Origin of the sequence: Zoogloea oryzae, assembly GCF_030161255.1 — a bacterium.
Lineage (GTDB): Bacteria > Pseudomonadota > Gammaproteobacteria > Burkholderiales > Rhodocyclaceae > Zoogloea > Zoogloea oryzae.
Genome location: NZ_BSPX01000021.1, coordinates 28,687 through 51,382 on the forward strand (window position 1 = coordinate 28,687; position 22,696 = coordinate 51,382).

General features: G+C 65.6%; 21 protein-coding genes, 1 tRNA gene and 1 other RNA gene. 15 read left to right on the forward strand and 8 right to left on the reverse strand.

Annotated features, from left to right (window positions below):
- Positions 1–353: 353 nt before the first annotated feature.
- Entirely contained in the window at positions 354–503 is a 150-nt protein-coding gene (locus tag QQK25_RS08815) for a hypothetical protein (RefSeq protein ID WP_284187582.1), read from the reverse strand.
- A 541-nt stretch (positions 504–1,044) separates the two neighbouring features.
- Here QQK25_RS08815 and QQK25_RS08820 point away from each other — a divergent pair.
- From QQK25_RS08820 to QQK25_RS08825, 3 genes are all read left to right on the forward strand, one after another.
- Positions 1,045–2,784: a ShlB/FhaC/HecB family hemolysin secretion/activation protein gene (locus tag QQK25_RS08820; protein WP_284187583.1), complete on the forward strand. Its 1,740-nt coding sequence runs from the start codon at positions 1,045–1,047 to the stop codon at positions 2,782–2,784.
- A gap of 206 nt (positions 2,785–2,990) precedes the next feature.
- Positions 2,991–3,269, forward strand: coding sequence for an ESPR domain-containing protein (locus QQK25_RS23635; RefSeq protein ID WP_368736553.1), 279 nt, complete (start codon positions 2,991–2,993; stop codon positions 3,267–3,269).
- Positions 3,175–3,951 (forward strand): hemagglutinin repeat-containing protein, encoded by a 777-nt coding sequence (locus QQK25_RS08825; protein WP_284187584.1) that lies wholly within the window; start codon positions 3,175–3,177, stop codon positions 3,949–3,951. The genes QQK25_RS23635 and QQK25_RS08825 overlap by 95 nt, the downstream gene beginning before the upstream one ends.
- 359 nt (positions 3,952–4,310) lie before the next feature.
- On the opposite strand, the gene QQK25_RS08830 is transcribed toward QQK25_RS08825, so the two are convergent.
- A complete protein-coding gene (locus tag QQK25_RS08830) occupies positions 4,311–5,639 on the reverse strand; it encodes an IS4 family transposase (RefSeq protein WP_284187585.1) in 1,329 nt (442 codons plus the stop codon).
- A gap of 1,150 nt (positions 5,640–6,789) precedes the next feature.
- Here QQK25_RS08830 and rquA point away from each other — a divergent pair.
- Complete coding sequence (gene rquA, locus QQK25_RS08835) at positions 6,790–7,467, forward strand: rhodoquinone biosynthesis methyltransferase RquA (protein ID WP_284187606.1); 678 nt, start codon at positions 6,790–6,792, stop codon at positions 7,465–7,467.
- Positions 7,468–7,476: 9 nt separating this feature from the next.
- Here the strand turns inward: rquA and QQK25_RS08840 are convergent, their stop codons facing one another.
- The 5 genes from QQK25_RS08840 to cbiB are packed head-to-tail and all read right to left on the reverse strand — an operon-like array spanning position 7,477 to position 12,134.
- Positions 7,477–8,277 carry a cobalamin-binding protein gene (locus QQK25_RS08840; RefSeq protein ID WP_284187586.1) on the reverse strand — a complete coding sequence of 267 codons (801 nt, stop codon included), beginning with the start codon at positions 8,275–8,277 and terminating at the stop codon, positions 7,477–7,479.
- 17 nt (positions 8,278–8,294) lie between these two features.
- Positions 8,295–9,335: a hypothetical protein gene (locus QQK25_RS08845; protein ID WP_284187587.1), complete on the reverse strand. Its 1,041-nt coding sequence runs from the start codon at positions 9,333–9,335 to the stop codon at positions 8,295–8,297.
- Positions 9,332–10,213, reverse strand: coding sequence for a cobalamin-binding protein (locus QQK25_RS08850; protein ID WP_284187588.1), 882 nt, complete (start codon positions 10,211–10,213; stop codon positions 9,332–9,334). Before QQK25_RS08850 ends, QQK25_RS08845 begins: the two co-directional genes overlap by 4 nt.
- 9 nt (positions 10,214–10,222) lie before the next feature.
- Positions 10,223–11,203 (reverse strand): threonine-phosphate decarboxylase CobD, encoded by a 981-nt coding sequence (cobD, locus tag QQK25_RS08855; RefSeq protein ID WP_284187589.1) that lies wholly within the window; start codon positions 11,201–11,203, stop codon positions 10,223–10,225.
- A complete protein-coding gene (gene cbiB / locus QQK25_RS08860; protein WP_153163595.1) occupies positions 11,196–12,134 on the reverse strand; it encodes an adenosylcobinamide-phosphate synthase CbiB in 939 nt (312 codons plus the stop codon). The genes cobD and cbiB overlap by 8 nt, the downstream gene beginning before the upstream one ends.
- A 39-nt stretch (positions 12,135–12,173) precedes the next feature.
- Here cbiB and QQK25_RS08865 point away from each other — a divergent pair, with 39 nt between their 5' ends.
- The 4 genes from QQK25_RS08865 to ssrS all read left to right on the forward strand — a co-directional run bounded on the left by QQK25_RS08865 (position 12,174) and on the right by ssrS (position 14,516).
- Positions 12,174–13,706, forward strand: a complete 1,533-nt coding sequence (locus tag QQK25_RS08865) for a cobyric acid synthase (protein ID WP_284187590.1) — start codon at positions 12,174–12,176, stop codon at positions 13,704–13,706.
- 10 nt (positions 13,707–13,716) lie between these two features.
- Positions 13,717–13,944 (forward strand): hypothetical protein, encoded by a 228-nt coding sequence (locus QQK25_RS08870; protein ID WP_284187591.1) that lies wholly within the window; start codon positions 13,717–13,719, stop codon positions 13,942–13,944.
- Between the two features lie 58 nt (positions 13,945–14,002).
- Entirely contained in the window at positions 14,003–14,299 is a 297-nt protein-coding gene (locus QQK25_RS08875) for a cell division protein ZapA (RefSeq protein WP_153163592.1), read from the forward strand.
- A 35-nt stretch (positions 14,300–14,334) separates the two neighbouring features.
- A non-coding RNA gene (gene ssrS, locus QQK25_RS08880) (6S RNA) lies at positions 14,335–14,516 on the forward strand.
- Positions 14,517–14,599: 83 nt separating this feature from the next.
- On the opposite strand, the gene QQK25_RS08885 is transcribed toward ssrS, so the two are convergent.
- Positions 14,600–15,055, reverse strand: coding sequence for a c-type cytochrome (locus QQK25_RS08885; protein ID WP_153163591.1), 456 nt, complete (start codon positions 15,053–15,055; stop codon positions 14,600–14,602).
- Between the two features lie 145 nt (positions 15,056–15,200).
- Here QQK25_RS08885 and QQK25_RS08890 point away from each other — a divergent pair.
- From QQK25_RS08890 to ccoG, 7 genes are all read left to right on the forward strand, one after another.
- Positions 15,201–15,277: transfer RNA gene (locus tag QQK25_RS08890), tRNA-Arg, on the forward strand.
- Positions 15,278–15,643: 366 nt separating this feature from the next.
- On the forward strand, positions 15,644–16,477 hold the full coding sequence (locus QQK25_RS08895; protein WP_284187592.1) for a DUF6502 family protein: 834 nt from the start codon (positions 15,644–15,646) through the stop codon (positions 16,475–16,477).
- Positions 16,474–17,667, forward strand: coding sequence for a DUF5666 domain-containing protein (locus tag QQK25_RS08900; protein WP_284187593.1), 1,194 nt, complete (start codon positions 16,474–16,476; stop codon positions 17,665–17,667). Before QQK25_RS08895 ends, QQK25_RS08900 begins: the two co-directional genes overlap by 4 nt.
- A 151-nt stretch (positions 17,668–17,818) precedes the next feature.
- A complete protein-coding gene (locus tag QQK25_RS08905) occupies positions 17,819–19,048 on the forward strand; it encodes a c-type cytochrome (RefSeq protein WP_284187594.1) in 1,230 nt (409 codons plus the stop codon).
- Between the two features lie 15 nt (positions 19,049–19,063).
- A complete protein-coding gene (locus tag QQK25_RS08910; protein WP_284187595.1) occupies positions 19,064–20,470 on the forward strand; it encodes an FAD-dependent oxidoreductase in 1,407 nt (468 codons plus the stop codon).
- 118 nt (positions 20,471–20,588) lie between these two features.
- Positions 20,589–20,798 carry a hypothetical protein gene (locus QQK25_RS08915; RefSeq protein WP_284187596.1) on the forward strand — a complete coding sequence of 70 codons (210 nt, stop codon included), beginning with the start codon at positions 20,589–20,591 and terminating at the stop codon, positions 20,796–20,798.
- Positions 20,799–21,101: 303 nt separating this feature from the next.
- Positions 21,102–22,541, forward strand: coding sequence for a cytochrome c oxidase accessory protein CcoG (gene ccoG / locus QQK25_RS08920; RefSeq protein ID WP_284187597.1), 1,440 nt, complete (start codon positions 21,102–21,104; stop codon positions 22,539–22,541).
- The last annotated feature ends 155 nt before the right edge of the window (positions 22,542–22,696 follow it).

Below are 22,696 nucleotides of genomic sequence, written 5' to 3' on the forward strand. Positions count from 1 at the left end.
CCTCCCAATAGGTCGCTCGTGTCCGATGATGGCGAAATGCTTGAAATCAGTCGGCCGGTCGGGCTTGTCGAGCCTGTCCTGCGGGCTGAAATGCGTCGAAACGAGGTAGTTCCGTGCGATTGTTTGAGTCTTCGAGGCTCTCGTCTGGCTTCCAGCGTTCCGCAGCCCGTCTGATAGAGCACAGGGCCGATTTCCGCTGCAAAGGCTCTGACGAGGTTTAGGAGATTCGCCAGGACCTGATGTTGTCTTAGCGTTGATAGCGACCGCAGGCGCCTCTCCCTCAACTTGAATCCGCTGATCGACCTCAAGCCGCGGTTGCGTGGTCGAAGGTTCCGTGCAGAGCGCCCCCACGTTCAAGCGCCCCACATTCTCTGCAGCCGGTAGGTCGGTTCGTTGGGCGACACATCGATGTCCAGAACCTCATCGGCGCTGCACGCGCCGCGCTCATCGCCACCGGAGCAAGTCCGGCAGATTGAGACGAACACCAGCGTGAGCGGCATCATTTCCCTCGCCTTCATTGACACCCCACGAGCCAGGGGAGGTCCTCGGTGGCTCGGGCGTGCCCTTTCGCCGCGCGCAACAGCATGTGCAGGTTGTCCGGGACAGGTCGCCGGAACCAGCGCCTGAAGATGCCCTTGCATCAGCTGTTGAGGATCGTCGGAAAGAGTTCGTCACGCGCAACTCGCACGCAGCATGCTACGCAGGGCGTTGTGCAACTCGCGCAAATCATTCCTCTGCGGGCTTGCAGACAGGCGTGGGAGGTGTCTGGCATTGGAAATGGCTGCCGTCGCGTCGATGTAGCCGAGGTTTCACGGGCTTTGGTCGACGCACGACAGGTGCTCGGACATCACCTGTGTAGAGCAAAAAGCCATCACCCGGTAATGCCTGATGGGCAGCTTAATCTAATCAGGATAGCTGACGCTTGATTATTGGTATGTGTACTGAATATAATGACAGTCAATCAAATCAAATTTTCAATAGTGCTTCGGCATCGCGAGACACAACAGGGTTTGTGCGTTGCCAGAGATGCTGTTGGGTACATTCATGCCTTCATCAATCCTTCAACGCTCAGGATTGGCTCTGCAACATTGGTGCTCCCTGATTCGATACATCAGTGCTGTTGTCACGTGCAGTTTGGCGCTGGTCGGCGCTCATGCGCAGTCGCCGACGGACGAGCTTTTGCGCCAGCAGGACCGCGAGCGTCACCTCCGCGAGCTGCTGGAACGAGCGCCTGACGTCAGGCTTGAGCGGGCTGTTCGAGCCGATGACCAGCCACTGGTACAGGGTGAGACCCCGTGCTTTCTGATTCAGCGCATTGATCTGGTGGGTGGCAGCGCTGATTTTTCATGGGTACTTGCGGCGATCGACCGGCCGGAGGGTCCCGCTACGGGGCGGTGTCTGGGTTCCGGGGCGATCAATCAGGTGATGACTCGCTTGCAGAACCGGCTGATCTCACGCGGCTTTGTGACGAGCCGGATCGTTGCAGGGCCCCAGGATCTGAACTCAGGTGTGCTGACGCTTACGCTCGTTCCAGGCCGCATCCGGGAGATTCGCACGGCAGACGGTAAGGATCTCTCCGTTGGTCTTCGCGCAGCATTGCCGCTGGAAGCCGGTAATCTTCTCAACTTGCGCGACATCGAGCAGGGGCTTGAAAACCTCAGGCGGGTGCCCACGGCGGACGCAGACATCCAGATCTTGCCGCCCCGGGATGATCAGGCCCGGCCTGGCGAGTCTGATCTTGTTCTGGACTGGCGTCAGGAGCGGTGGGCGCGTGTCAACCTCGGGCTGGATGACAGTGGCACCAAGGCCACGGGCAGGTTCATTGGTTCGTTCACCCTGTCGATCGACAACGGACTCGGTCTGAATGACCTTGCCTATATCAGCCTTAACCACGACCTGGGCGGTGGGGTCGCTGGTAGCCGGGGCACCCGGGGATACACGACGCATTACTCTGTACCGGTGGGCTACTGGCTACTCGGGGCGACGGCCAGCGGTACGACTTACCATCAGGCCGTTGCGGGCGCCACGCAAACGTATCGCTATGGGGGTGAGTCCGAGAACGGAGAACTTCGTCTGACCCGACTCTTCCACCGCGATGCGGCGAGCAAGACGAGCGGCTACCTCAAGGCGTGGGTTCGACAGTCAAACAACTACATTGATGACACCGAGATACTCGTTCAACGTCGCCGGACGGCTGGCTGGGAGGCGGGACTCAGTCATCGTGCGTTCCTTGGCAGCGCCTCCGTCGATCTCGATCTTGCCAATCGTCGCGGGACTGGTGCTTTCGGTGCATTGCCGTCGCCTGAAGAGCCTTTTGGGGAAGGCAGTGCGCGTGCGGGCATCTGGACTGTCGGGGTACAACTCGGGGTGCCGTTTCGGCTGGGTGATCTGGGGTTCCGTTATCTCGCGGCGGGTCGGCTGCAGCGCAGCGACGGCCCGCTCGTGCCGCAGGACCGCTTTGCCATCGGTGGGCGTTACACAGTGCGCGGCTTTGATGGCGAGATGCTCCTGACCGGCGATCGGGGCTGGCTGTGGCGCAACGATCTTGCACTTTCGCTGAGGGATACCGGCGCGGAGCTCTATCTCGGCGCCGACGTCGGCGCAGTCAGCGGACGAAGTACCACCCACCTGATCGGGCGTCGCCTGGCCGGTGGGGTGATTGGCGTGAGGGGGTACATCGCGTCCGTCACCTATGACGTCTTTGCGGGTGCGCCCTTGTCGCGACCGCGGGGCTTTGCCAGCCCGGAAGGGCTCATGGGTTTCACCCTCGGCTGGAGCTGGTAGCCCGGCTCTGGCCGGCACCGGATGAGTCGAGCTGACGGGGGAGTCCTGGCCGATCGTCATCTTCATCCGCCTGCTGTGACCTTCATGAGTCGCTCGCCCGGGAGTCATCGGGCGGGGGGCGCAATCTTGGACTCACTTCGGGCGCCCTTCCTCGATCCACCGGGCCCGTAGGGCCCCATCTCCAGAGACTCGAGTCAGCGCCTGCCATGAACAAGCTCTGTTACCGCATCGTTTTCAACAAGGTCCGCGGCATGTTGATGGCCGTTGGCGAGGTTGCCCGGCGTGATGTCAAATCCGGAGAGTCGTCAGGGCAAGGTGGGTCGGTGGGGACGGCAGCGGGTGTGGAAATGCTGCTCTTGTCGGGTGGGATGATCTGGGCTCCATCGCTTCATGCGCAGATCGTTGCCGATCCGGCCGCACCGGGTGTTCAGCGGCCGACTCAGCGTCAGTTTCAGCAGCAACCGCTCGGACAGCAGTGCCCATAGCATCAGCAACACATCGGCGGGCAGCAGCGTCAAATCAGAGCAGAGCATCGCACTTGTGGCGCGCAACGAGGACATTTCCATCCGCGGAAGCCGAGTCGATGCCGCGGGCGCTGTCGGCCTTTCGGCTGCTCGTGACGTAAAGCTTGCCGCCAGTCAGGATACGCAGATCAACCAGAGCCAGAACTCGAGCAGCGGCTACTCGGTTGGTGTCTCTGCAAACGCCGGGAAGAAGAGTCCCGGCGTCACGCTCGATCTTGCGGCAAACATGGGAAAGGGAAATGCCGAGAGCGTTGCGTACCCGAATTCCCATCTGACCGGCGGGCAGGCTGTTTACGTGCAGTCAGGTCGGGATACTGAACTGGCCGGCGCAACGGTCGATGCGCCGCACATCTCCATGTCGGCTGGGCGGGATCTCACTCTCTCGAGCCTGCAGGATTGGTCGACCAGCCGTTCTGTCCAGCGAAACATCGTGGTTTCCGCAAGCATCGCCATCTATGGTCCCGCGACAAGCACCGTCTCGGCCAGCTTTGCGCGCAGTACGAGCAACAGTGATTATCTCGGTGTGAATGAGCAGACCGCGGTACGCGCAGGGGCGGGGGGCTTCGATATCCTGGTCGGCGCTCATACTGCACTCAACGGAGCCGTCATTGCGAGCGCTGCCGCTCCTGCTCATAACTCTTAGATCACGGGAACCCTGAGCACTACTGGTTAAGTCTCGAAAAGGGAGATGACGGTAAAGTTCATGTGTCAAACAACGGGATTTTCAATACGCTGGAAGATGCGTCGAAAAATGCGCTTCAGAACTCTGCGGAGTACCGAGGGCCTCAATACTTAATTTATTTTCCGCAGTCAGACAACACCATTTCTGAGTTCATGATTTCCGGGTACATGAAAGTCTTGGATAACGACTTTTTTGGATTGACTAACGCTGCCCAGAAGACGGTTGATCTGATGAATCAATATGGAAACGATGGTCTGGATGTATCGGGTCATAGTCGCGGTGGGATGACTGTGGGTAATGCGCACCTCGTTATACACAACTTACCCGACATGATTTTCGCGGGCGAAGCGGATCCCCTCGGCAAACTGCATGACCGCCTGAAGGCCCAGCCAGAGGGTCTTGGCACCGGGCTCACCGTCACTTTTGCGGCCGAGGAATCCCCCGCACATGGCCACCAGACGCACCACTTCGTTGAGCGTGGGCGGCTGGGCGGGCGGCTTCTTCTTGTTGAGCGCGTAGGCGGCGATCCATTCGTCGCGCTCGAAGAGCAGCGAGGCGTCCAGCTCCGGGTCCGTTCGCCCCAGGCGCATCAACCGCGCGATGCGCCAGGCGACGATCAGGAACAGCGCCCGCGCTCGCTCCAGCCGCTCGACCGTGCCCAGTTGCAGCGCCTCAACACGGCAGCCGTTCTTCACCACATTCCAGTATTGCTCGATTTCCCACCGGGCGCGGTACCAGTCGATAAGCTCAATCGCCGCTTCCAGCCCGGCCACTGTCCGGTTGGTCAGCAGGCGCCATTCGACTGGCTTCACGCCTGCCGGCGGCGACAGTTCGCGGGCCACCACGCAGATGACGGACAGCAGGCCATCTCGTCCGTCCGGCAGTTCGATCGTGCTCACCCAGACCGCCTGGCGCACGAGCCGCGCCGCCTGCCCCGGCCGGGCGGGCAGCGCGAAGCACACGCCCCCGAGCGGTTCGCCCACGGTGCTCGCCGCCCACAGCCTCTGCCCGCCGGGCAAGGTGCGGTTGTGCTGCGCGCGCACCAGCCAGTCGGCCGGATGCGCCAGGGCGTGGGCCCGCTGCATCAGCGCCAGGATGTCCGATTCGCGGTCCGCCACGAACACCAGCCGCGTCTGCGGCAACCCGGCCGCCAGCTCGGCGATCCGTTCGTAGCCTTCGATCCAGCGCACGCTCTCCTTCACGCCGGGCCGGCTGCCCGTCTTCGCGTCCTTCGGCTCGCGCGCCCACATCCACGCATCAAGCACGCCCAGTGGCTCCCGATCCGGCGTCACCGCGTAGGTTGCATGCAGGTACATCCCGCGCTGGGCCTCGTACGACAGCGGCCCCAGGCCCGCCATCGCCTGCCCGTTGAAATCCAGCTCGGTCGTATCCGCCAGACACAGCACCACCGGACAGGGGCGCATCCGCGCTTCGGCGCTGCGCCAGTGCGGCGCCATCAGGTCACGCCAGTCGAGCTTCTCGTGCTGGAAGAACCGGTAGGCCGCCATCGTCTCCGCCCAGCCCCCGCAGGCGCCCGGTAAGCTCGCCTCCGGCTTGGCTGCCAGCCGCTCGGCCAGCAGCACCGCTCGTCGGTTCAGCCGCCGGTCGCCCAGATCGATCTCCCGAAACTCTTCCGCCGCCCAGCTCATCCTGCCGCCTCTCTCCCCGTGTCAGGCCGGTATCGTAGGGCAGGACGTTTGAGTTATGTATAACGAGGTGGGTAATGCGCTTGAAGCATTGATGGCTACGAAGTCTTCGTAGAAGATAACCACAGCGACAAATCTCAAATTTTTTGGGCCCGCTTACAACGCAAAAAAAGGCGGACGATATGCTGAGTTCCTTGAGCGTTGGAGGCGGTCGAGTGGAAATGAGAACGCACATGGATGATCTCTTAGGCATCTATCTTGGGGGTAATCCGAGCACCGGCGGAACAACCCGCGAAGGCTGGACAAAGTTGGCAGATTGGTTGTACATGTTTAAGGGAAAAGATACCGTACATAATTGCTATGAGCGCGGGAGCGAAGCGTGCCGTGATTACTGGGGAATGACGTTTCCAACGTCAGTTACGGTAAAACGGGTGGTAAGTGAAAGTAATTAGTCTTATTTCGATACTATTTTTTTCTGGATGCGTAATTACAGGTATTGATAAGCCTAGTTCTTATGATTACGAGTTGTGGTGGAAGAACGGCGTATCAACTGTTGAGGTCCAGATGGCGATGCTAGAGTGTGGTTATCATTCCATTTACTGGAATGCCTCGATGAGTGTTGTCGAGGTAATAGAGTCAAATAGATGCATGGAAGGAATAGGATTCGAAAAAAAGCGGGAAATTCATTTAGTTGCAAGACTGCTGCATTATCCCAACATCCCGCGTGCACGTCGGATTCTGTGCGCTCACTGCGCAGTGTCGACCGCCGCCTCAACAGCCCCTTCTGCAAGGAATACCCCAAGGCTTACGCCTGCCAGCCCCCTGGATCTCCCATCCCCACCGACGCCGAGTTGGAGATGCTGGCGCGGCAGCGGAGGATCGAGTCGTCCGGGCCCCGGGATCCCGGCACACCGGAGCGCAAGCTGACCGAGCAAATCCAGAAGCAGAACAATCGGGGCATGGATCAGCTTCAGCGATTCACAAAGTAGTCCGTAGCACGCCTCGAGACCGCGATCTCCGAGGCCGACGGAGCCGACTCCGTCGTGACTCGATGACGCCGATACCCTGCCCCCCAAACTTGCTGGTATCGTTTCACTGTTTGCTCCCAGAGCGCTTCTGACGGATGACAGATGTCGTCCGACTTTCCTGATTGATGCCCAATCCATCGTCTTCGCCAGTTCCCGCCTACCTCCGCGACACCTACACCTGGGCCTATCTCGATCGACGATCGGTTCGATGGCTGGATCAGCCTGCGGTGGTGTCCACCATCCTGTGGGGGAATGCCGGGCGTCTGATGGATTCGGCTGTCGCCGAGTTTTCGCCGGGTCAGCGGGTGCTGCAGGCGGCGGCAGTGTATGGTGATTTTTCGGTGCGGATGGCCCGCCGGCTCGGGTCGGATGGCCAGCTCAACGTGGTCGACGTCGCGCCGATCCAGGTGGCCAATACCCGCCGCAAGCTGCTGGGCTGGCCCAATGCCCGGGCTCAGGTGGCCGATCTGACGGAGCCGCTGGGCGTGGGCTTCGATGCGGTGTGCTGTTTCTTCCTGCTCCACGAAGTGCCCGCGCCGGTGCGGCGGGCGATCGTCTCCAACCTGCTTGAGGCCGTGGAGCCGGGCGGCAAGATCGTTTTCGTGGATTATCACCAGCCGCGCTGGTGGCATCCGCTGCGGCCGGTGATGGCGATGGTTTTCCGCTATCTTGAGCCGTTCGCCAATTCGCTGTTGGCCGAATCCATCGAAACCCTGGTGCCCGAGACGGCGGGGTTCGAGTGGCACAAGGAAACGCTCTTCGGCGGGCTCTACCAGAAGGTCGTGGGCGTGCGGCGCAGCTAGACTGCGGCTTTACAGCAGGCTGTCCAGGCAGCGCCCGATGGCCGGCAGGCCCTCGCGGATGGCGGCGACGCCCGGCGCCAGCAGGGTGGCCGACTTGATCTCGAAGACGCGTTCGTCGCGTACCGCGGGGATGGTGTCCCAGCCGGGCCGGCTGGTCACGTGGGTGGGCTGGAAGTGCTTGCCGCACCACGATCCGATGATGATGTCCGGCGCGCGGGGGATGACCACCGCCGGGTCGGCGAGGATGCGCTCCTTCGCCGAGTGGTGGATCGACAGCTCGCCAAAACAGTCTTCTCCGCCAGCGATGCCGATCAGCTCCGACACCCAGCGGATGCCGGTGATCAGCGGTTCGTTCCATTCTTCAAAATAGACCCGCGGCCGGCGCCCGAGCCGGGCCGCACGGGCCTCGCCTTGCGCCCGCGCGGTGGCGATGGTGCGTTCCAGATCGGCGACCAGATCCAGCGCGATAGCCTCCCGCCCGACCAGCCGGCCCAGCGTCTCGACCATCGCCAGGATGCCCTCCACGCTGCGGTGGTTGAAGACATACACCGCCACGCCGGCCTTGATCAGGTCGCGAGCGATGTCACCTTGCAGATCCGAGAACGCCAGCACCAGATCCGGCTCGACGGCCAGGATGCGTTCCACCTTGGCGCTGCTGAAGCCGCTCACCTTGGGCTTTTCCTTGCGCGCCCGCGGCGGGTGAGTGGTGAAGCCGGAGATGCCGACGATGCGGTCTTCGGCGCCCAGCAGGTACAGGGCTTCGACGGTTTCAGTGGAGAGGCAGACGATGCGTTCGGGGAGGCGGGCCATGGTTGCGACGGTTGGGGTCAGCGGGGGAAGGGCGCCGGACAGGCGCGGGTGTCGGTGGCGGGGTTGCACAGCCGTACCTTGTCGATGAAGGCGTCGGCGGTGGCCTGGGCCTCGCGGCTGTCGGCGCGCACCTTGTCGGCATCGCCGGCGGGCAGGCGCCAGGTGCGCTGGATCAGGTAGATCTGGTCGGGCCCTTCGATCGCCTTGATGACGGCCATCTCGGCAAAGTTGGTGCCCGGCACCTGGGGGCAGACGAGCACGGTCTTGAGGGTTTCGCCCTCGGCCTTGTCGCCGGCCTGCACGGGGACGACCGGGCCAGCCGGCACGTCGCAGGCGCGCGCACGGGCGGCCTGCATGCCTTCGAGCAGCGCCCGGGCCTGGCCGCTGCCGGCGATGCGCGGCAGGCCTTGCACCGACACCAGCTGGGTCCATTCGCGGATCGATTCGCCAAGCGGCACGAAATCGGCGCTCCACGGGCCGGGTTTGCCGGCAGGGGCGGCTTGCGTGGTGGCCGGCACGGTGTCGGGCGGCAGCGGCAGGTTGAGCCAGCGCACCCCGCCGGCGGACTCTTCGGTGCGGCGCTGGGCGGCCAGTTCGCGCAGGCGGCGCAGGGGCGGATCGAGTTCGGCCTGGAAATCGTCGGTGGCGCTCTCGGTCACCACCAGCCGCGAGGCATTCGGCTCGTAGCGGTACCACACGTCGTAGTCGCGGGGCGTTCCGCAGAGGTCGGCGGTCCAGCGCTCCAGCGCGTGATGCACCCGCACGGGGCGGGTTTCGATGAGATCCGGCGAGGCCTGGCGGGTGGCGGTCACGTGGATGTCACGACACGCGGGTGTGGCCCGGGCGGCGAGGGCGGCGATGCGCTCGACGACCTTGTCCTGGGCCGCGGCGGGCCGCCAGGCGCCGGCAAAACCCGGCACCTTGCGCTGGTCGGCGGGGATGGCGGCAACCTGGCCGATGCGGGTGACGATCTCACCGGGCAGCGGGCCGCTGTCGGCGGCGATGGCGCCGAAGCTGGCGCCAACCAGGACGAGAGCGGCGAGGCGGCGGGGGATCATCTCCGGGCGCGGGCTTCTTCGAGCTGGCCGCACAGCCGTTCGGCGCCGTCGAGGATGCGCGGGGTGTGGCGCTGGATGCGGTCGGGCGGGATGTAGAACAGGTTCCCCTTGGCCACGGCCGGCAGTTTGGTCCATTGGCGCCAGTCGTCCAGCCATTCGGGGCGGGCCTCGCCCATGCCGCTGGCGACGATGGCTTCCGGCGAGGCGGCCAGCACGGCCTCCACGTCGATGGTCGGGGCCAGCATGGGCAGCTTGGCGAAGACGTTGTCGCCGCCGCACAGGCGGATCACGTCGGCGATCAGGTGTTCGCCGTTCACGGTCATCAGCGGGCGGTTCCAGGCTTCGTAAAAGACGCGCACCGGCGGCCGCGACGAATAGCGGGCAGCGAGGGCCGCGTGGCGCTTGCGGAAGGCTTCGGCCGCAGCGGCGCCGGCGGCTTCGGTGCCGGCGAGCTTGCCGATCTGGGCGAGGCTCTTCGCCACGTCGTCGATCTTGCGCGGCTCGTTGATGAACACCGGAATGCCCAGCGCGCGCAGCTTGCCCAGGTGGGCATCGCGGTTGCCGCTCTTCCAGGCGATCACCAGATCGGGCTTGAGGGCGGCCACCTTTTCCATGTCGATGGAGGTGTAGCCGCCCACGCGGGGGATCTTCTTCGCGGCTTCGGGGTAGTCGCTGTACTGCACTGCGCCCACCACCTTGTCGCCCGCGCCGGCGGCGAAGAGCAGCTCGGTGATGTGGGGCGCGAGGCTGACGATGCGGGCGGCAGGTTTGTCCAGGTGCACGGGCGTGCCCTGGTCGTCGGTGATGTCGATGGCGGCGCGGGCCGGTGCGGCGGCGCAGGCGAGGGCGATGAGCGGGGCGAGGATCAGGCGGCGCATGGGTGCGGGTCAGGTCAGGTTCAGTCGTTCGAGGGCGGCGTCGAGGCGCGTCCACTCGGCTTCGGCTCCGGGCAGCCCGAAGCGCAGGCCGGCGGGGGCGTCGAACAGGCGGGTCAGGATGCCTTGTTCGGCCAAGCGGGTGTGGATTGCTTCGGCTTCAGCATGCGGGCGCCACTGGAAAAGCGCGGTCCCGCTGCCGCCGGCCAGGCCGTGGCTGTTCAGCAGCGCGGACAGGCGCTGGCTGGCGTCATTGAGCTGGCGCCGCGCCATGTTCTGCCAGGCGGTATCTGCCAAGGCAGCCGTGGTCACCACCCGGGCCGGGGCTGAGACTGCCCAGGGGCCGAGACGTTCCGCGAGGGCGTCGAGCAGCGCCGATTCGGCAAACACGAAGCCCACCCGGGCGCCCGCCAGGCCGAAGAACTTGCCCACCGAGCGCAGCACGATCAACCCCGGCTGGTTGGCCAGTGGCACCAGGCTGTCGCCCGGTTCGGCGTCGAAGAAGGCCTCGTCGACGATCAGCCGGCCGCCGTGCGCCGCAAGCCGCGCGTGCCAGCCGAGCAGCTGATCGCGGTCAAAGCGCTGGCCGTCCGGGTTGTTGGGCTGGACGAGGAGGAGGGTGTCGGCGGCGTCCACGGCGGCGTCGATGGCGTTTGCGGGCAGTGCGCGCACGTCGTGGCCGCGCCAGGCATGGGGGTGTTCGGCGTAGGTGGGCGCCAGGGTCACCACCCGGCCGGGGGGAAAGCACGCCGGCAGGGCCTGGATCGCCGCCTGGGAGCCCGCTACCGGCAGCAGCAGCGGGTTGCCGTAATAGCAGGCGGCGGCGGCTTCGAGGCCGTCGTCGGTCTCGGGCAGGCGCTGCCAGACTTCCGGCGCCAACGCCGGAACCGGGTAGGGCTGCGGGTTGATGCCGGTGGACAGATCGACCCAGTCGGCCAGGGGAATCCCGAAGCGGCGCGCGGCAACGCGCAGGCGGCCGCCGTGCTCAAGCATGGATCAGCACATTGATCGCGGCGATGGCCATCAGCCACAGCCACACGCTGTTGTGGACCAGCGCCACCGCCTTGTCGATGTCGGCGGCCCGGGCCGGGGCGCCGGTGCCGAGGGTCGGGCGGGTTTCCAGGTGGCCGTGATACACCGCCGGGCCGCCCAGGCTCACGTGCAGCGCACCTGCACCGGAGGCCATCACCGGGCCGGCGTTGGGGCTGTCCCAGCTGGGTGCCTGGGTGCGCCAGCAGCGCAGGGCCGCGGCGGTGTGGCCGAGCAGCGCGTAGCTGAGGGCGGTGAGGCGCGCCGGGATGAAGTTGAGCACGTCGTCGATGCGCGCGGCGGCCCAGCCGAAGCGCAGGTAGCGCTCGTTGCGGTAGCCCCACATGGCGTCGAGCGTGTTGGCGAGGCGGAACATCAGTGCGCCCGGGCCGCCCAGCAGGGCAAACCAGAACAGCGCGCCGAAGATCGCGTCGTTGCCGTTTTCGAGCACCGACTCGACGGTGGCCTTGGCGACGCCGGCTTCGTCGAGCTCGGCGGTGTCCCGCGACACGATCCACGACAGACGCTGACGGGCGCCGGCCAGATCACCCGCCGCCAGGGGCGTGCCCACCGCCCGGGCGTGCTCGGCGAGGCTGCGGCCGCCGACCGCGAAATACAGCAGGCCCACGTCGATCGCCAGCCCCAGCCAGGCGTCGGCCTCCTTCAGCGAGCCGGCCAGCGCGACCCACGGCAGCACCGCCACACTCCACGCCAGCAGGCCGGCGCCACGCCCGTCGGCAACGCGTCGGATCAGCCGTTCGACGGCCGCGGCGTAACGCCCGAAGCCGACCAGCGGGTGGTGATGGGAGGGCTCGCCGAAGATGCGGTCGAGGAGCAGACCGAGGCCCATCGGGACGGCAACGGAGAACAGGACGGTGAGGTGCAGGGCGGACATGGGATAATCGGCGGCTTTTGTGCCATCCCATTGTAAAACATGCGTCAAGCCCGCACCCTGATGGTTCAAGGCACCACGTCCGATGCCGGCAAGAGCACCCTCGTCGCCGGCCTGGCCCGCCTGCTGGCGCGCCGGGGCGTGTCGGTGGTGCCGTTCAAGCCCCAGAACATGGCGCTCAACTCGGCGGTCACCGTCGATGGCGGCGAGATCGGCCGGGCCCAGGCCCTGCAGGCGATCGCCGCCGGGCTCGAGCCCCACACCGACATGAACCCGGTGCTGCTCAAGCCCTCCACCGACATCGGCGCCCAGGTCATCATCCACGGCCGCGCCGTGGCCAACCTGTCGGCGCGGGATTACCACGACTACAAGCCCCGGGCGATGGCCGCCGTGCTCGAAAGCCACGACCGCCTGTGTGCGCAGTACGACACCGTGCTCGTCGAAGGCGCCGGCAGCCCCGCCGAGATCAACCTGCGTGACCGCGACATCGCCAACATGGGCTTCGCCGAGGTGGTGGATTGCCCGGTGATCCTCGTCGCCGACATCGACCGGGGCGGCGTCTTCGCCCATCTGGTGGGCACGCTGGAGCTGCTGTCGCCCAGCGAGCAGGCGCGGGTCAAGGGCTTCGTCATCAACCGCTTCCGCGGCGACATCGGCCTGCTGCAATCCGGCCTCGACTGGCTGGAGGCGCGCACCGGGCGTCCGGTGCTGGGGGTGCTGCCCTACCTGCACGGCCTGTTCCTGGATGCCGAGGACGCGCTGGCCGACGCCCGCGCCGAGAAGGGCGAGGCACGGCTGCGCGTTGTCGCGCCGGTCTATCCGCGCATCTCCAACCACACCGACCTCGACGCCCTGCGCCTGCACCCGCAGGTGGATTTCAGCTGGGTCGGGCCCGGACAGGCCATCCCGCCGGCCGACCTGATCGTGCTGCCCGGCTCCAAGGCGGTGCAGGCCGATCTGGCCTGGCTGCGTGCCCAGGGCTGGGAGCCCGCGATCCGCCGCCACCTGCGCTACGGCGGCAAGCTGGTGGCGATCTGCGGCGGCTACCAGATGCTCGGCCGCCAGCTGCACGATCCGCTCGGCCTCGAAGGCGCCCCCGGCAGCGTCGCCGGCCTCGGTCTGCTGCACGTGGAAACCACCCTCGAAACCGAGAAGCAGCTCGGCAACGTCACCGGCTCCCTTGCCTTGCCCGGCAATCCGCCGGTGACCGGCTACGAGATCCACATGGGCGTCACCCACGGCCCGGGGCTGGCGTCGCCGTCCGTGCAACTGGCCGATGGCCGCGTTGACGGCGTGCGCTCCGACGACGGGCAGATCATCGGCAGCTACCTCCACGGCCTCTTCGATCACCCGGACGCCCTGGCCGCGCTGCTCGCCTGGGCCGGCGTGACGGACGCCGTGCGGATCGATCTTTCCGCCCGCCGCCAGGCTGATCTCGACCGCCTCGCCGACAGCATCGAACAGAGCATGGACCTGGCCCGGCTGGCCGACTGTTTCGGCCCCGGCAGCGCCGCCGACGCCCTTCGCCGCCAGCCCGTGCCCGGCTTGCTTGACCGCTCCCCCGCCCCTCTCTAACATTCGCCGGATGGATGCAGAACTCGCCTCGCTCGAACAGAAACTCGAACAGCTGATCAACCGCCATGCCGAAGAGCAGGCGCGTCTGCGCAGCCAGCATGCCGCCGCCCTGGCTGACGCCCGCAGCCTCCAGGAACGCGTCGACGCCCTCGAGACCGCCAACCGCGAACTCAACGACAAGCTCGGCCTCGTCGGCAGCCGCCTCGAGGCGCTGCTCGCCCGTATCCCCGAAGCCTGAGCTCAAACCCCGCACCCGTTGCCGGTCCGCCTGTTGGCCGGTCCGGCTGGAGGCCTGAATGGAACAACTCGACATCAAGCTGCTCGGCCGCGAATACCGGGTCGGCTGCAAGCCCGAAGAGAAGGACGGCCTGCTTGCCGCGGTGGCCTATCTCGACGAAAAGATGCGTGATCTCGCCGTCAAGACCAACTCGGCCGGCGAGCGGCTGGCCGTCATGACGGCCCTCAACATCACGCACGAATTTCTTCAGTTTCAGCGTGCCGGCGGGTTTGACATCCCGACGCTCAAGCGTAGAATCGAACGCATGAACAGTCGCCTCGACGGTGTTCTGGCAGAGCAGGAAAAGCTCTTCTGAACGCCCTTCAGGGCGCGGTTTCGAAAGGTTTGATTAATCCCCTGCGGTGTTGGTTAAGGCTTTAAACTCCTTGAACCAATGTCTACGTGACATGGGTCGCGGCCCAAAGAAACCGCCGGTGTGCGCGCTCCTAGTCGAGTGTGCCTGAGGCGGAAGGAAAGCGACCCCCCTGAACTCCGGTTCAGGATGCAAGCCTGACGGCATTCGCGGGGGACCCAACAAAAAAGCGCAGATTTCGGTCTGCGCTTTTTTCATTTCGGCGGCGCATCCGGCGCGATGCCGGGTGCACCGGGGACCAGATCAGTCCGGCGCCTTGAAACCGGCACCCGCCTTGTTGGCCAGGAAGGCCACGGCGCGCTTGAGTTCGTTGTCGGTCAGATCGGCAGCGCCACCCTTGGGCGGCATGGCGCCCTTGCCGGCAGCGGCAGACTTGACTAGGCCATCGAAGCCCATGCCCAGACGCGGGGCCCAGGCGGCTTTGTCGCCCGCCTTGGGGGCACCGGCAGCGCCGGATTCGTGACAGGCGCCGCACACGGAGGCGTAGATGTCCTCGCCCTTGCGGCTACCCGGGGCAGCGGCAGGCGCGGCCTGGAGTTCGACTTGAGCGACCGGCTGGGTCAGCTTGGCGGCGAGTTCATCGTCGACAGCCGCTTTCTTGCCACAGCCCACGAGCTGGGTGGCCAGGGCGGCAACACCGATGGAAAGCGCGATCCGCGCGTAGGAATGGACGGGGGCAGAACGACGAAAATCCGACATGCTGAATTCCTCGAGAACGGGCTCAATGATTTAAAGCGTTGATTATAGCGAGGGTATTCCCCTTCTGTCAGGCTAAGCATGGACTCGGGGGCGGATTCGCGTTATCCTGCGCGCCGCGCAACGTCGAGTTGCCGCCATTTACCGCGCGCCCGTAGCTCAGCTGGATAGAGTACTGCCCTCCGAAGGCAGGGGTCGGACGTTCGAATCGTCTCGGGCGCGCCAACAAATCAATGGGTTAGATCAATCGATCTAGCCCATTTTTGTTTTGTGCCCACGCCGGCTCCACCCTCCGGCGGCGCTTCCTCCTCGGCACGTTTCTGAGTGCTGCTTCCCGTGCCTCTGTTTGCGCAGAGCCGAACAGATACCCCCCGCACGCAAACACGTCGCAGAGGCGTTCCATCGTCTACGTGCGCCTTCGCGCGGGGGCCCGATTTATCATGAGAATGCGTCGTATTAACGATCTTGAGTATTAGTAGATACTAAATCTTGAAATGTGCATTCTGCACATTTAGAATGGGATTCAGTCATGTTGTTCAAAGTTCAACGATGAGCACGCCACCGCAGACTTCCTCGGCGGGTGAATTGCCGATGGATCCAGCCCTCGCTGATGCATTGCGAGCCTTGCTGGCGCCGATCGCGCAGCTCGCGTTGGCGCGCGGCCTGCCGTGTGGCGCATTGGAAGAGATGTTGAAGGAGGCGTTTGTGGATGAAGCATTGCGTGCCCAGCCCGGCCTTTCACCTGCGCGAGCGGTGAGTCGCATCAGCGTGGCCACGGGGCTGAACCGGCGTGAAGTGACGCGGCTCACCCGGCGCGAGACCACCGCCCGTCAGGTGCGTCCGTCCCTGGCGAGCGAAGTGTTTGCCCGCTGGATGACGGACCCCTCGTTCTGCGACGAATCCGGTTTGCCGCGCATTCTTCCGCGCGTGAGCTCGACGCCCGGTGCGCTCAGCTTCGAAGCGCTGGCGCAGGCAGTGACGCGGGATGTCCACCCGCGCAGCTTTCTTGAAGAGATGTGCCGCCTGGGGGTTGCCGAGTTCGATGCAGAGGCAGACACCGTCCGGCTGGTGCGCAACGCTTTCGTACCCAGCGGCGAGCAGGCACCGATGCTGGGCTTCCTTGGCGATAACGTCGGCGACCATCTCTCCGCGTCCGTCGCCAACGTGCTGGCGGAAGGCGAGCCACCGCATTTCGAGCAGGCCGTTTTTGCCGACGAGCTCTCGGTCCAGTCCGAGCAGGCGGTGCGCCAGTTCGTGCTTGCCCAATGGAAACAACTCATGCGCGAAGCGGTGCCCTTGCTCGAAGGGTTGATCGAGGCAGATGCCGAAGCGGGTCGCGCCCAGGACAGAAGGGTCCGGATCGGGCTCTACAGCTACGCCGCAGACATGCGGCCGCCCCAGAAACAGGAGGAGTCGGAGAAATGAGAACACTGTTGCATCGTCTGGCCGTCGGTCTGCCGCTTGCTGCGGGCCTGTCGGTGCTGCTGGCCGCGTGCGGCGGCGGGGGTGGCGGCGACATCGCCGGCGTGGGAACGGGCGGGACCGGTACGATCTCGAGCACGGTCAGCGTCGGCCCGATCTCGGGCTTCGGTTCGATCATCGTCGCCGGCGTGCGCTTCGACGACACGACGGCCACCGTCACCGATGAAGACGGCGCCGTGCGCAGCCGGGACGACCTCAAGCTGGGCATGGTCACCGCGATCTCCGGCACGGCTGACTTCACCGCGCTGACGGGCGTTGCGACAGGCATCCGCTTTGGCAGCGACGTGCTGGGGCCCGTCACCAGCATCGACGTGACCAACGCGCGGCTGGTGGTGCTGGGTGCGACGGTCAGCGTCAAGGCCACCACGGTGTTCGCCGATGGCCTGGGTGGGCTCGCTGCCCTGCGCCCGGGTGATCTGGTCGAGGTGTATGGCTTCTATAACGCGGCGAGCAGCAGCTATACCGCGACCCGCATCGAGCGCAAGACCAGCGCCACCCGCTACACCCTGCGCGGGCCGGTCGAGTTGTTCGACAGCGCGAACCAGCGCTTCACCCTGGCCGGCGTGACCATTGACTACGCGAGCGTGCCGCTGGCAGCGCGGCCGACCCTGGCCAACGGCGTCATCGTGCGGGCTTCGGCCAGCAGCGGCTTGTCTGGCGGAGTCTGGCGGGTTGAATCCCTGGGCAGTGCGCCCCGGGCGTCGCTTGCCGATGGCGAGGCCAAGATCGAGGGAGACATCGGGACGATGCTCTCGGCGACGCGCTTCGTGGTGGATGGCGTGACCGTGGATGCCGCCAGCGCCTCGATCAGCGGCACGCCTGCCGTCGGTCGGCGCGTCGAGGTAGAAGGCCGCGCCAGCGGCGGGGTGCTCGTCGCCAAGGAGGTGGAGGTGAGCGACGAGGACGCGACGAGCGACGAGGCCTTCGAGATCACCGCGCTCATCACCGACTTTGATCCGCCAACCTTGCGCTTCCGGTTGCGAGGCCAACTGATCGACGCCAGTCGCGCCGGCGTGGTCTACGAGGGCGGCACCGCAGCCAATCTGGCCACTGGCCGGAAGATCGAACTCAAGGGCTACTTCGACGCGGCAAGCGGCGCGGTGATCGCCCGGAAGATCCACTTCGAGGACTAGCGCCTCATCCCCCACGCCGCTGCGCCCGGTGCGCGGCGCAGCGGCGCCCCCCTGACATTTCCACAGCCCATCCGGGCATGACTGGACCGGACACCCCGCGCGGTGTCTGGCGGCTGGTCACGTCCATTTCACGAGGAAGAAAGGAGTCACCATGAACCCAGCTCTCCCTGCCCGCCGGCCCACACGGTCGCGAATCCTGAGTTGCAGCCTTGCCCTTGCCCTCGCCGCCTGCGGTGGAGGCGGTGGCGGTGGCAGCAGCACAACGTCTGCCAACCCGGCGTCCACAAGCCTGTCCGGGACGGCGGTTGATGGTTACCTCAAGGGGGCCACCGTCTTCCTGGACGTGAACGGCAACGGCAGCATCGACGCCGGTGAGCCCAGCGCCCTGACCGACGATGCCGGCCGCTACGTGCTCGATACCTCTGGCGTCGGCGCGTCGATCAGCGGCCTGCGGGTCATTGCCACCGGCGGCATCGACACGGACACCGGCTACGCCTTCACCGGCAAGCTCGCGACCCGCGCCGACAGCGCGACGACCGGCCAGCTGATCTCGCCGCTCACCAGCCTCGTCGATGCGCTCGTCGCGCAGGGGATGACGGCCGATGCGGCGCGGGCCAGGGTCGCCCAGGTGCTCGGGCTGAGCGTCGCGGATCTGGCCAGCGATCCGGTCGCCGCCATCGCCAGCCAGCCGGTGATCTACACCCGCCAGGTGGCGCTGCAACGGGCCGTTCAACTCGTCGCCTCGGCGGATGTGCAGGGGAGCGAATCGGCCCACGACGCCCAGGAGCGCATCTACCGCGCCCTGGCCCAGGTCGTCGCCGCCCAGAACGCCCCCGCCACGGTCGGCGAGCTCGTCGCCAGGGTGAGCGCGAAGCAGAGCGCCGCCGGCCGGGAGCTGGCCGACGCCATAGAGAGCGCGGTGGATGTGGCGCTGCGCAGCCCCGGCGGCCACACCAGCGCCAAGGCGACGCTGCAGGCGATGGATCAGGTGCGCAACGAGATGGAGAACGGGCAGGACTACAACCTTGCCCAGGCCGCCAGCCGCCTGGATTCGCTCAAGCAGGTGGCCGCCTACCGCAAGCTCACCGACAAATCCAACAAGGCGGGTCAGTCGGAAGCGGTCAATACCGTCACGCGTACCAGCGGCAGCACGACCGCCCTCACCCAGCCCGCCAGCACCAAGGGCCGGCTGCTCGCCTCGAACTGCTTCCAGTGCCACGGCACGGGGGGCGTCGGCGGCTTCGACAAGATCCGCGGCGGAGAGGCGGGCGAGGTGAAGGAGTTCCTCGGCAAACCCGCCCGCGGCGGAATCATGGCCGCCCACGCCCAGGGCTACACCAGCGCCCAGCTCGATCTGATCATCGCCTACCTCAAGCAGTAAGGACAGGAGACCGACATGCCCAACGATTTCATCCCTTCCCGCCGCCGCCTGGTGATGCTGGCCAGTGCCGCACTGGGTACGAGCCTGCTGGGCGGCATCGGCCGCCTCGCCCTTGCCGACGCCGACGAAGACAGCAGCGACAACCACTTCGAGGACAGCGCCAACACCAGCTTCACCCTCGCCAACACCGGTCTCAAGGCCCGCGTGGTGGTGGTCGGCGGTGGCATGGCCGGCGCCACCGTCGCCAAGTACCTGCGCCTGTGGGGCGGCAGCGGCGTGCAGGTCACGCTGGTCGAGCCCAACCCGCGCTACACCTCCAACATCATGAGCAACCTGGTGCTGAGCGGCTCCCGCAACATCTCGACCCTGGGCTACACCTACACCAGCCTGTCGGCCAAGTACGGCGTGACCGTCAAGCAGGCCCGGGTCAGCGCCATCAACGCCGCGACGAAATCGGTGACGCTGTCGGACGGCTCCAGCCTCGCCTACGACCGCCTGGTGCTCGCGCCCGGCGTCGAGTTCATGGACGCCTACGGCCTCACCCAGAACGATTACGCCACCACCACGCCCCACGCCTGGCAGGCCGGCCCCCAGACCACCCTGCTCGCCACCCAGCTGGCCGGCATGAGCAACGGCACCTTCGTGATGACGATCCCCAAGGCGCCCTACCGCTGCCCCCCGGGGCCCTACGAGCGGGCGTGCCTGATCGCCGACTACCTGAAAACCTACCGCGGCAGCGCATCCCGCGTGATCGTGCTGGACGAGAACACCACGATCCAGGCCGAGAAGGAAACCTTCAACCACGCCTTCACCTCGACCCACGCCGGCGTGATCACCTACGTGCCGGGTGCGACGGACATCCGCATCGACCCCGCCACCCGACAGGTCCGCTATCTGGATGTGGTCGGCGCGCCGCAGACGATCAACGCGCAGGTCGTCGCGCCGATCCCGCCCCATCGCGCCACGGGCTCTGCGCCCGGCGGCTGGCTCGCGGCTGCCGGCCTCAACAACAGCGCCGACGGACGCTGGTGCGTGGTGGACGTGCTGAGCTACGAATCGACCGCGGTCGCCGGCATCCACATCATCGGTGACGCCGCCAGCTGCGGCATGCCCAAGGCGGGGCACGTCGCCAACCAGGAAGCCAAGATCTGCGCCGACGCCATCGTCCGCCTGCTCGGCGGCCAGCAGCCCGATCCGATGCCGGTGGCCAACTCCGCCTGCTACTCGCCCATCACCGGCAACACCGCGTCGTGGCTGACGGCGGTCTACCAGTACGACAGCGCAAGCCGCAAGATGGTGGTCGCTGCCAACGGCGGCAACACGGTCGGTGCGTCGGCCATCGAGTCGGCAACCATCAGCAACGACAACTTCCGCCAGATGACCACCTGGTTCAACACCCTGATGGGCGACAGCTTCGGTTGATCCGGCGCCCTCGCGGGCCGCAAATCAATGGGCTGGATCGAAAGGTCCGGCCCATTCTTGTTTGTGCCGATGCAGCGCCCCGCCCGTGGGTGGCTTCTCCCCCGGCGTACGGGTTTGAGTGCGGCTCGAAGCCCGTGCGACGGCCCTGCTCGAAAAGGCGGTTGACGCGACGAATGCGGTGCTTCGTAATGCCTACTTCGACAAAACCAGCGGACAGCTGGCGGTCGTCGTGTCCGGCCTGGCAGACTTGTGCGCCGCCGGCACCGACACGGGTCACCGGTCCGCTACTGCCAAGCTGTGCCACATCTCTGCCAACAGGCTGCCATAATCCCCTGCTTGGCGGAGCCTGGTCGTGACTGCCACGAGCAAGTGACTGATCCAGAAAGAAATCCGGCACTGCCGTTGCCTGGCACGAATGTTGATTCAGGGTTGTTGATCATCCGCCACGAACGGGATCGCCGCTTGTGCATCAAACCCTGATGCCAGCCCGTCCGAACCGTGGCGAACCCGATGTTGTGCCGTTGCGTATGGCGACTGGAGTCGTGAAGTTGAACAAAGCCCGGTGCGTGATTCCCGGGGCGGGTTCAGGGCGTTTTCGAGTCAGACATTCAAACACTTTTGCATTGCCATCATGAATCAGCCAGAAAATCTAGCTCAAAAGAAGTCCGACGCGTCGGCCAAGGCCGCTAGCGAGGCGGAGGACACCCTGTATGCGGTAAGGCAGAAGGTCTATCCCCGAGCGGTGACCGGCCGCTTTGCAACTTGGCGGTGGATTCTCGTGTGGGCCACCCAGCTGATCTTCTACGGCCTGTGCTGGCTGCCGTGGAACGGTCGGCAGGCCGTGCTGCTCGATGTGGTCGAGCGCAAGTTCTACATCTTCGGCTGGGTGTTCTGGCCCCAGGACGTGTTCTTCCTGGCGATCCTGCTCATCATCAGCGCGTATTCACTCTTCTTCTTCACCGCGGTGGCGGGGCGGCTGTGGTGTGGCTACGCCTGTCCGCAAACGGTGTACACCGAGATCTTCATGTGGATCGAGGAGAAGATCGAAGGCAACCGCAGCCAGCGCATGAAACTCGACCAGGCACCCATGAGCGCCCGCAAGCTGGGCATCAAGGCGGCCAAGTTTGGCGCCTGGGGCGCGCTGTCCCTCTGGACGGGCTTCACCCTGGTGGGCTACTTCACCCCGATCAAGGAGCTCGTCCATGAGGCGATGACCTTCAGCTTCGGCCCGTGGGAGCTCTTCTGGATCTTCTTCTACGGTGGCTTCACCTACCTGTTCGCCGGCGTGATGCGCGAGCAGGTGTGCAAGTACATGTGCCCGTACGCCCGCTTTCAGGGCGTGATGTTCGACCCGGACACGCTGGTCATCACCTACGACCCGGAACGCGGCGAACCCCGCGGTGCGCGCAAGAAGGGCGCCGACCCCAAGACCCTGAACAAGGGCGACTGCGTCGATTGCGGGATCTGCGTTCAGGTGTGCCCGACCGGCATCGACATCCGCAACGGCATGCAGTACGAGTGCATCGGCTGCGCCGCCTGTATCGATGCCTGCGACCAGGTGATGGAAAAGATGGATTACCCGAAGGGGCTGATCCGCTACACCACCGAAAACGCCATGAAGCGCCACTGGGGCAGCAAGGAGATCCTCGGCCACGTGATGCGCCCGCGGATCATGATCTACGCTGGCGTGCTGGTGGCGATCTGCACCGCCTTCGCCTACGGCCTCGCCACGCGCTCCACGCTGCGGGTGGACGTGATCAAGGACCGCTCGACCCTCAGCCGCGAGGTGGACGACGGCATGATCGCCAACGTCTACAACCTGCACGTGATGAACATGACCGAGAAATCCCGCAGCTTCGCCTTGTCGGTGAGCGGCCTGGACGGCGTCCGGATCAGCCCCGACAAGCCCTTCGAGGTGGATGCGGCCGGGCTCAAGTCGGTTACCGTCGAGGTGGCCGTGCCGCCCGAGTCGGGCAAGCCGGGTTCCAACACGGTCTATATTGAAGTGAAGGCGATGGACGATCCGACGGTGTCGGTCCGCGAGAAGACGGCCTTCCTGTTGCCTCGTTAAGCAGTTGATTCAAACGGGGGGCTGCCCGGCCCCCCGAAAAATAAGCCCCGGTCCCGGGCATCCTCTTCTGCGCATCGGGCTGCGCAATACGGAGAGGCACCTGGCAGTCAGTGACCACAGGGGCAGTGCACTCCCCCACAGAGACGGTGATTCGG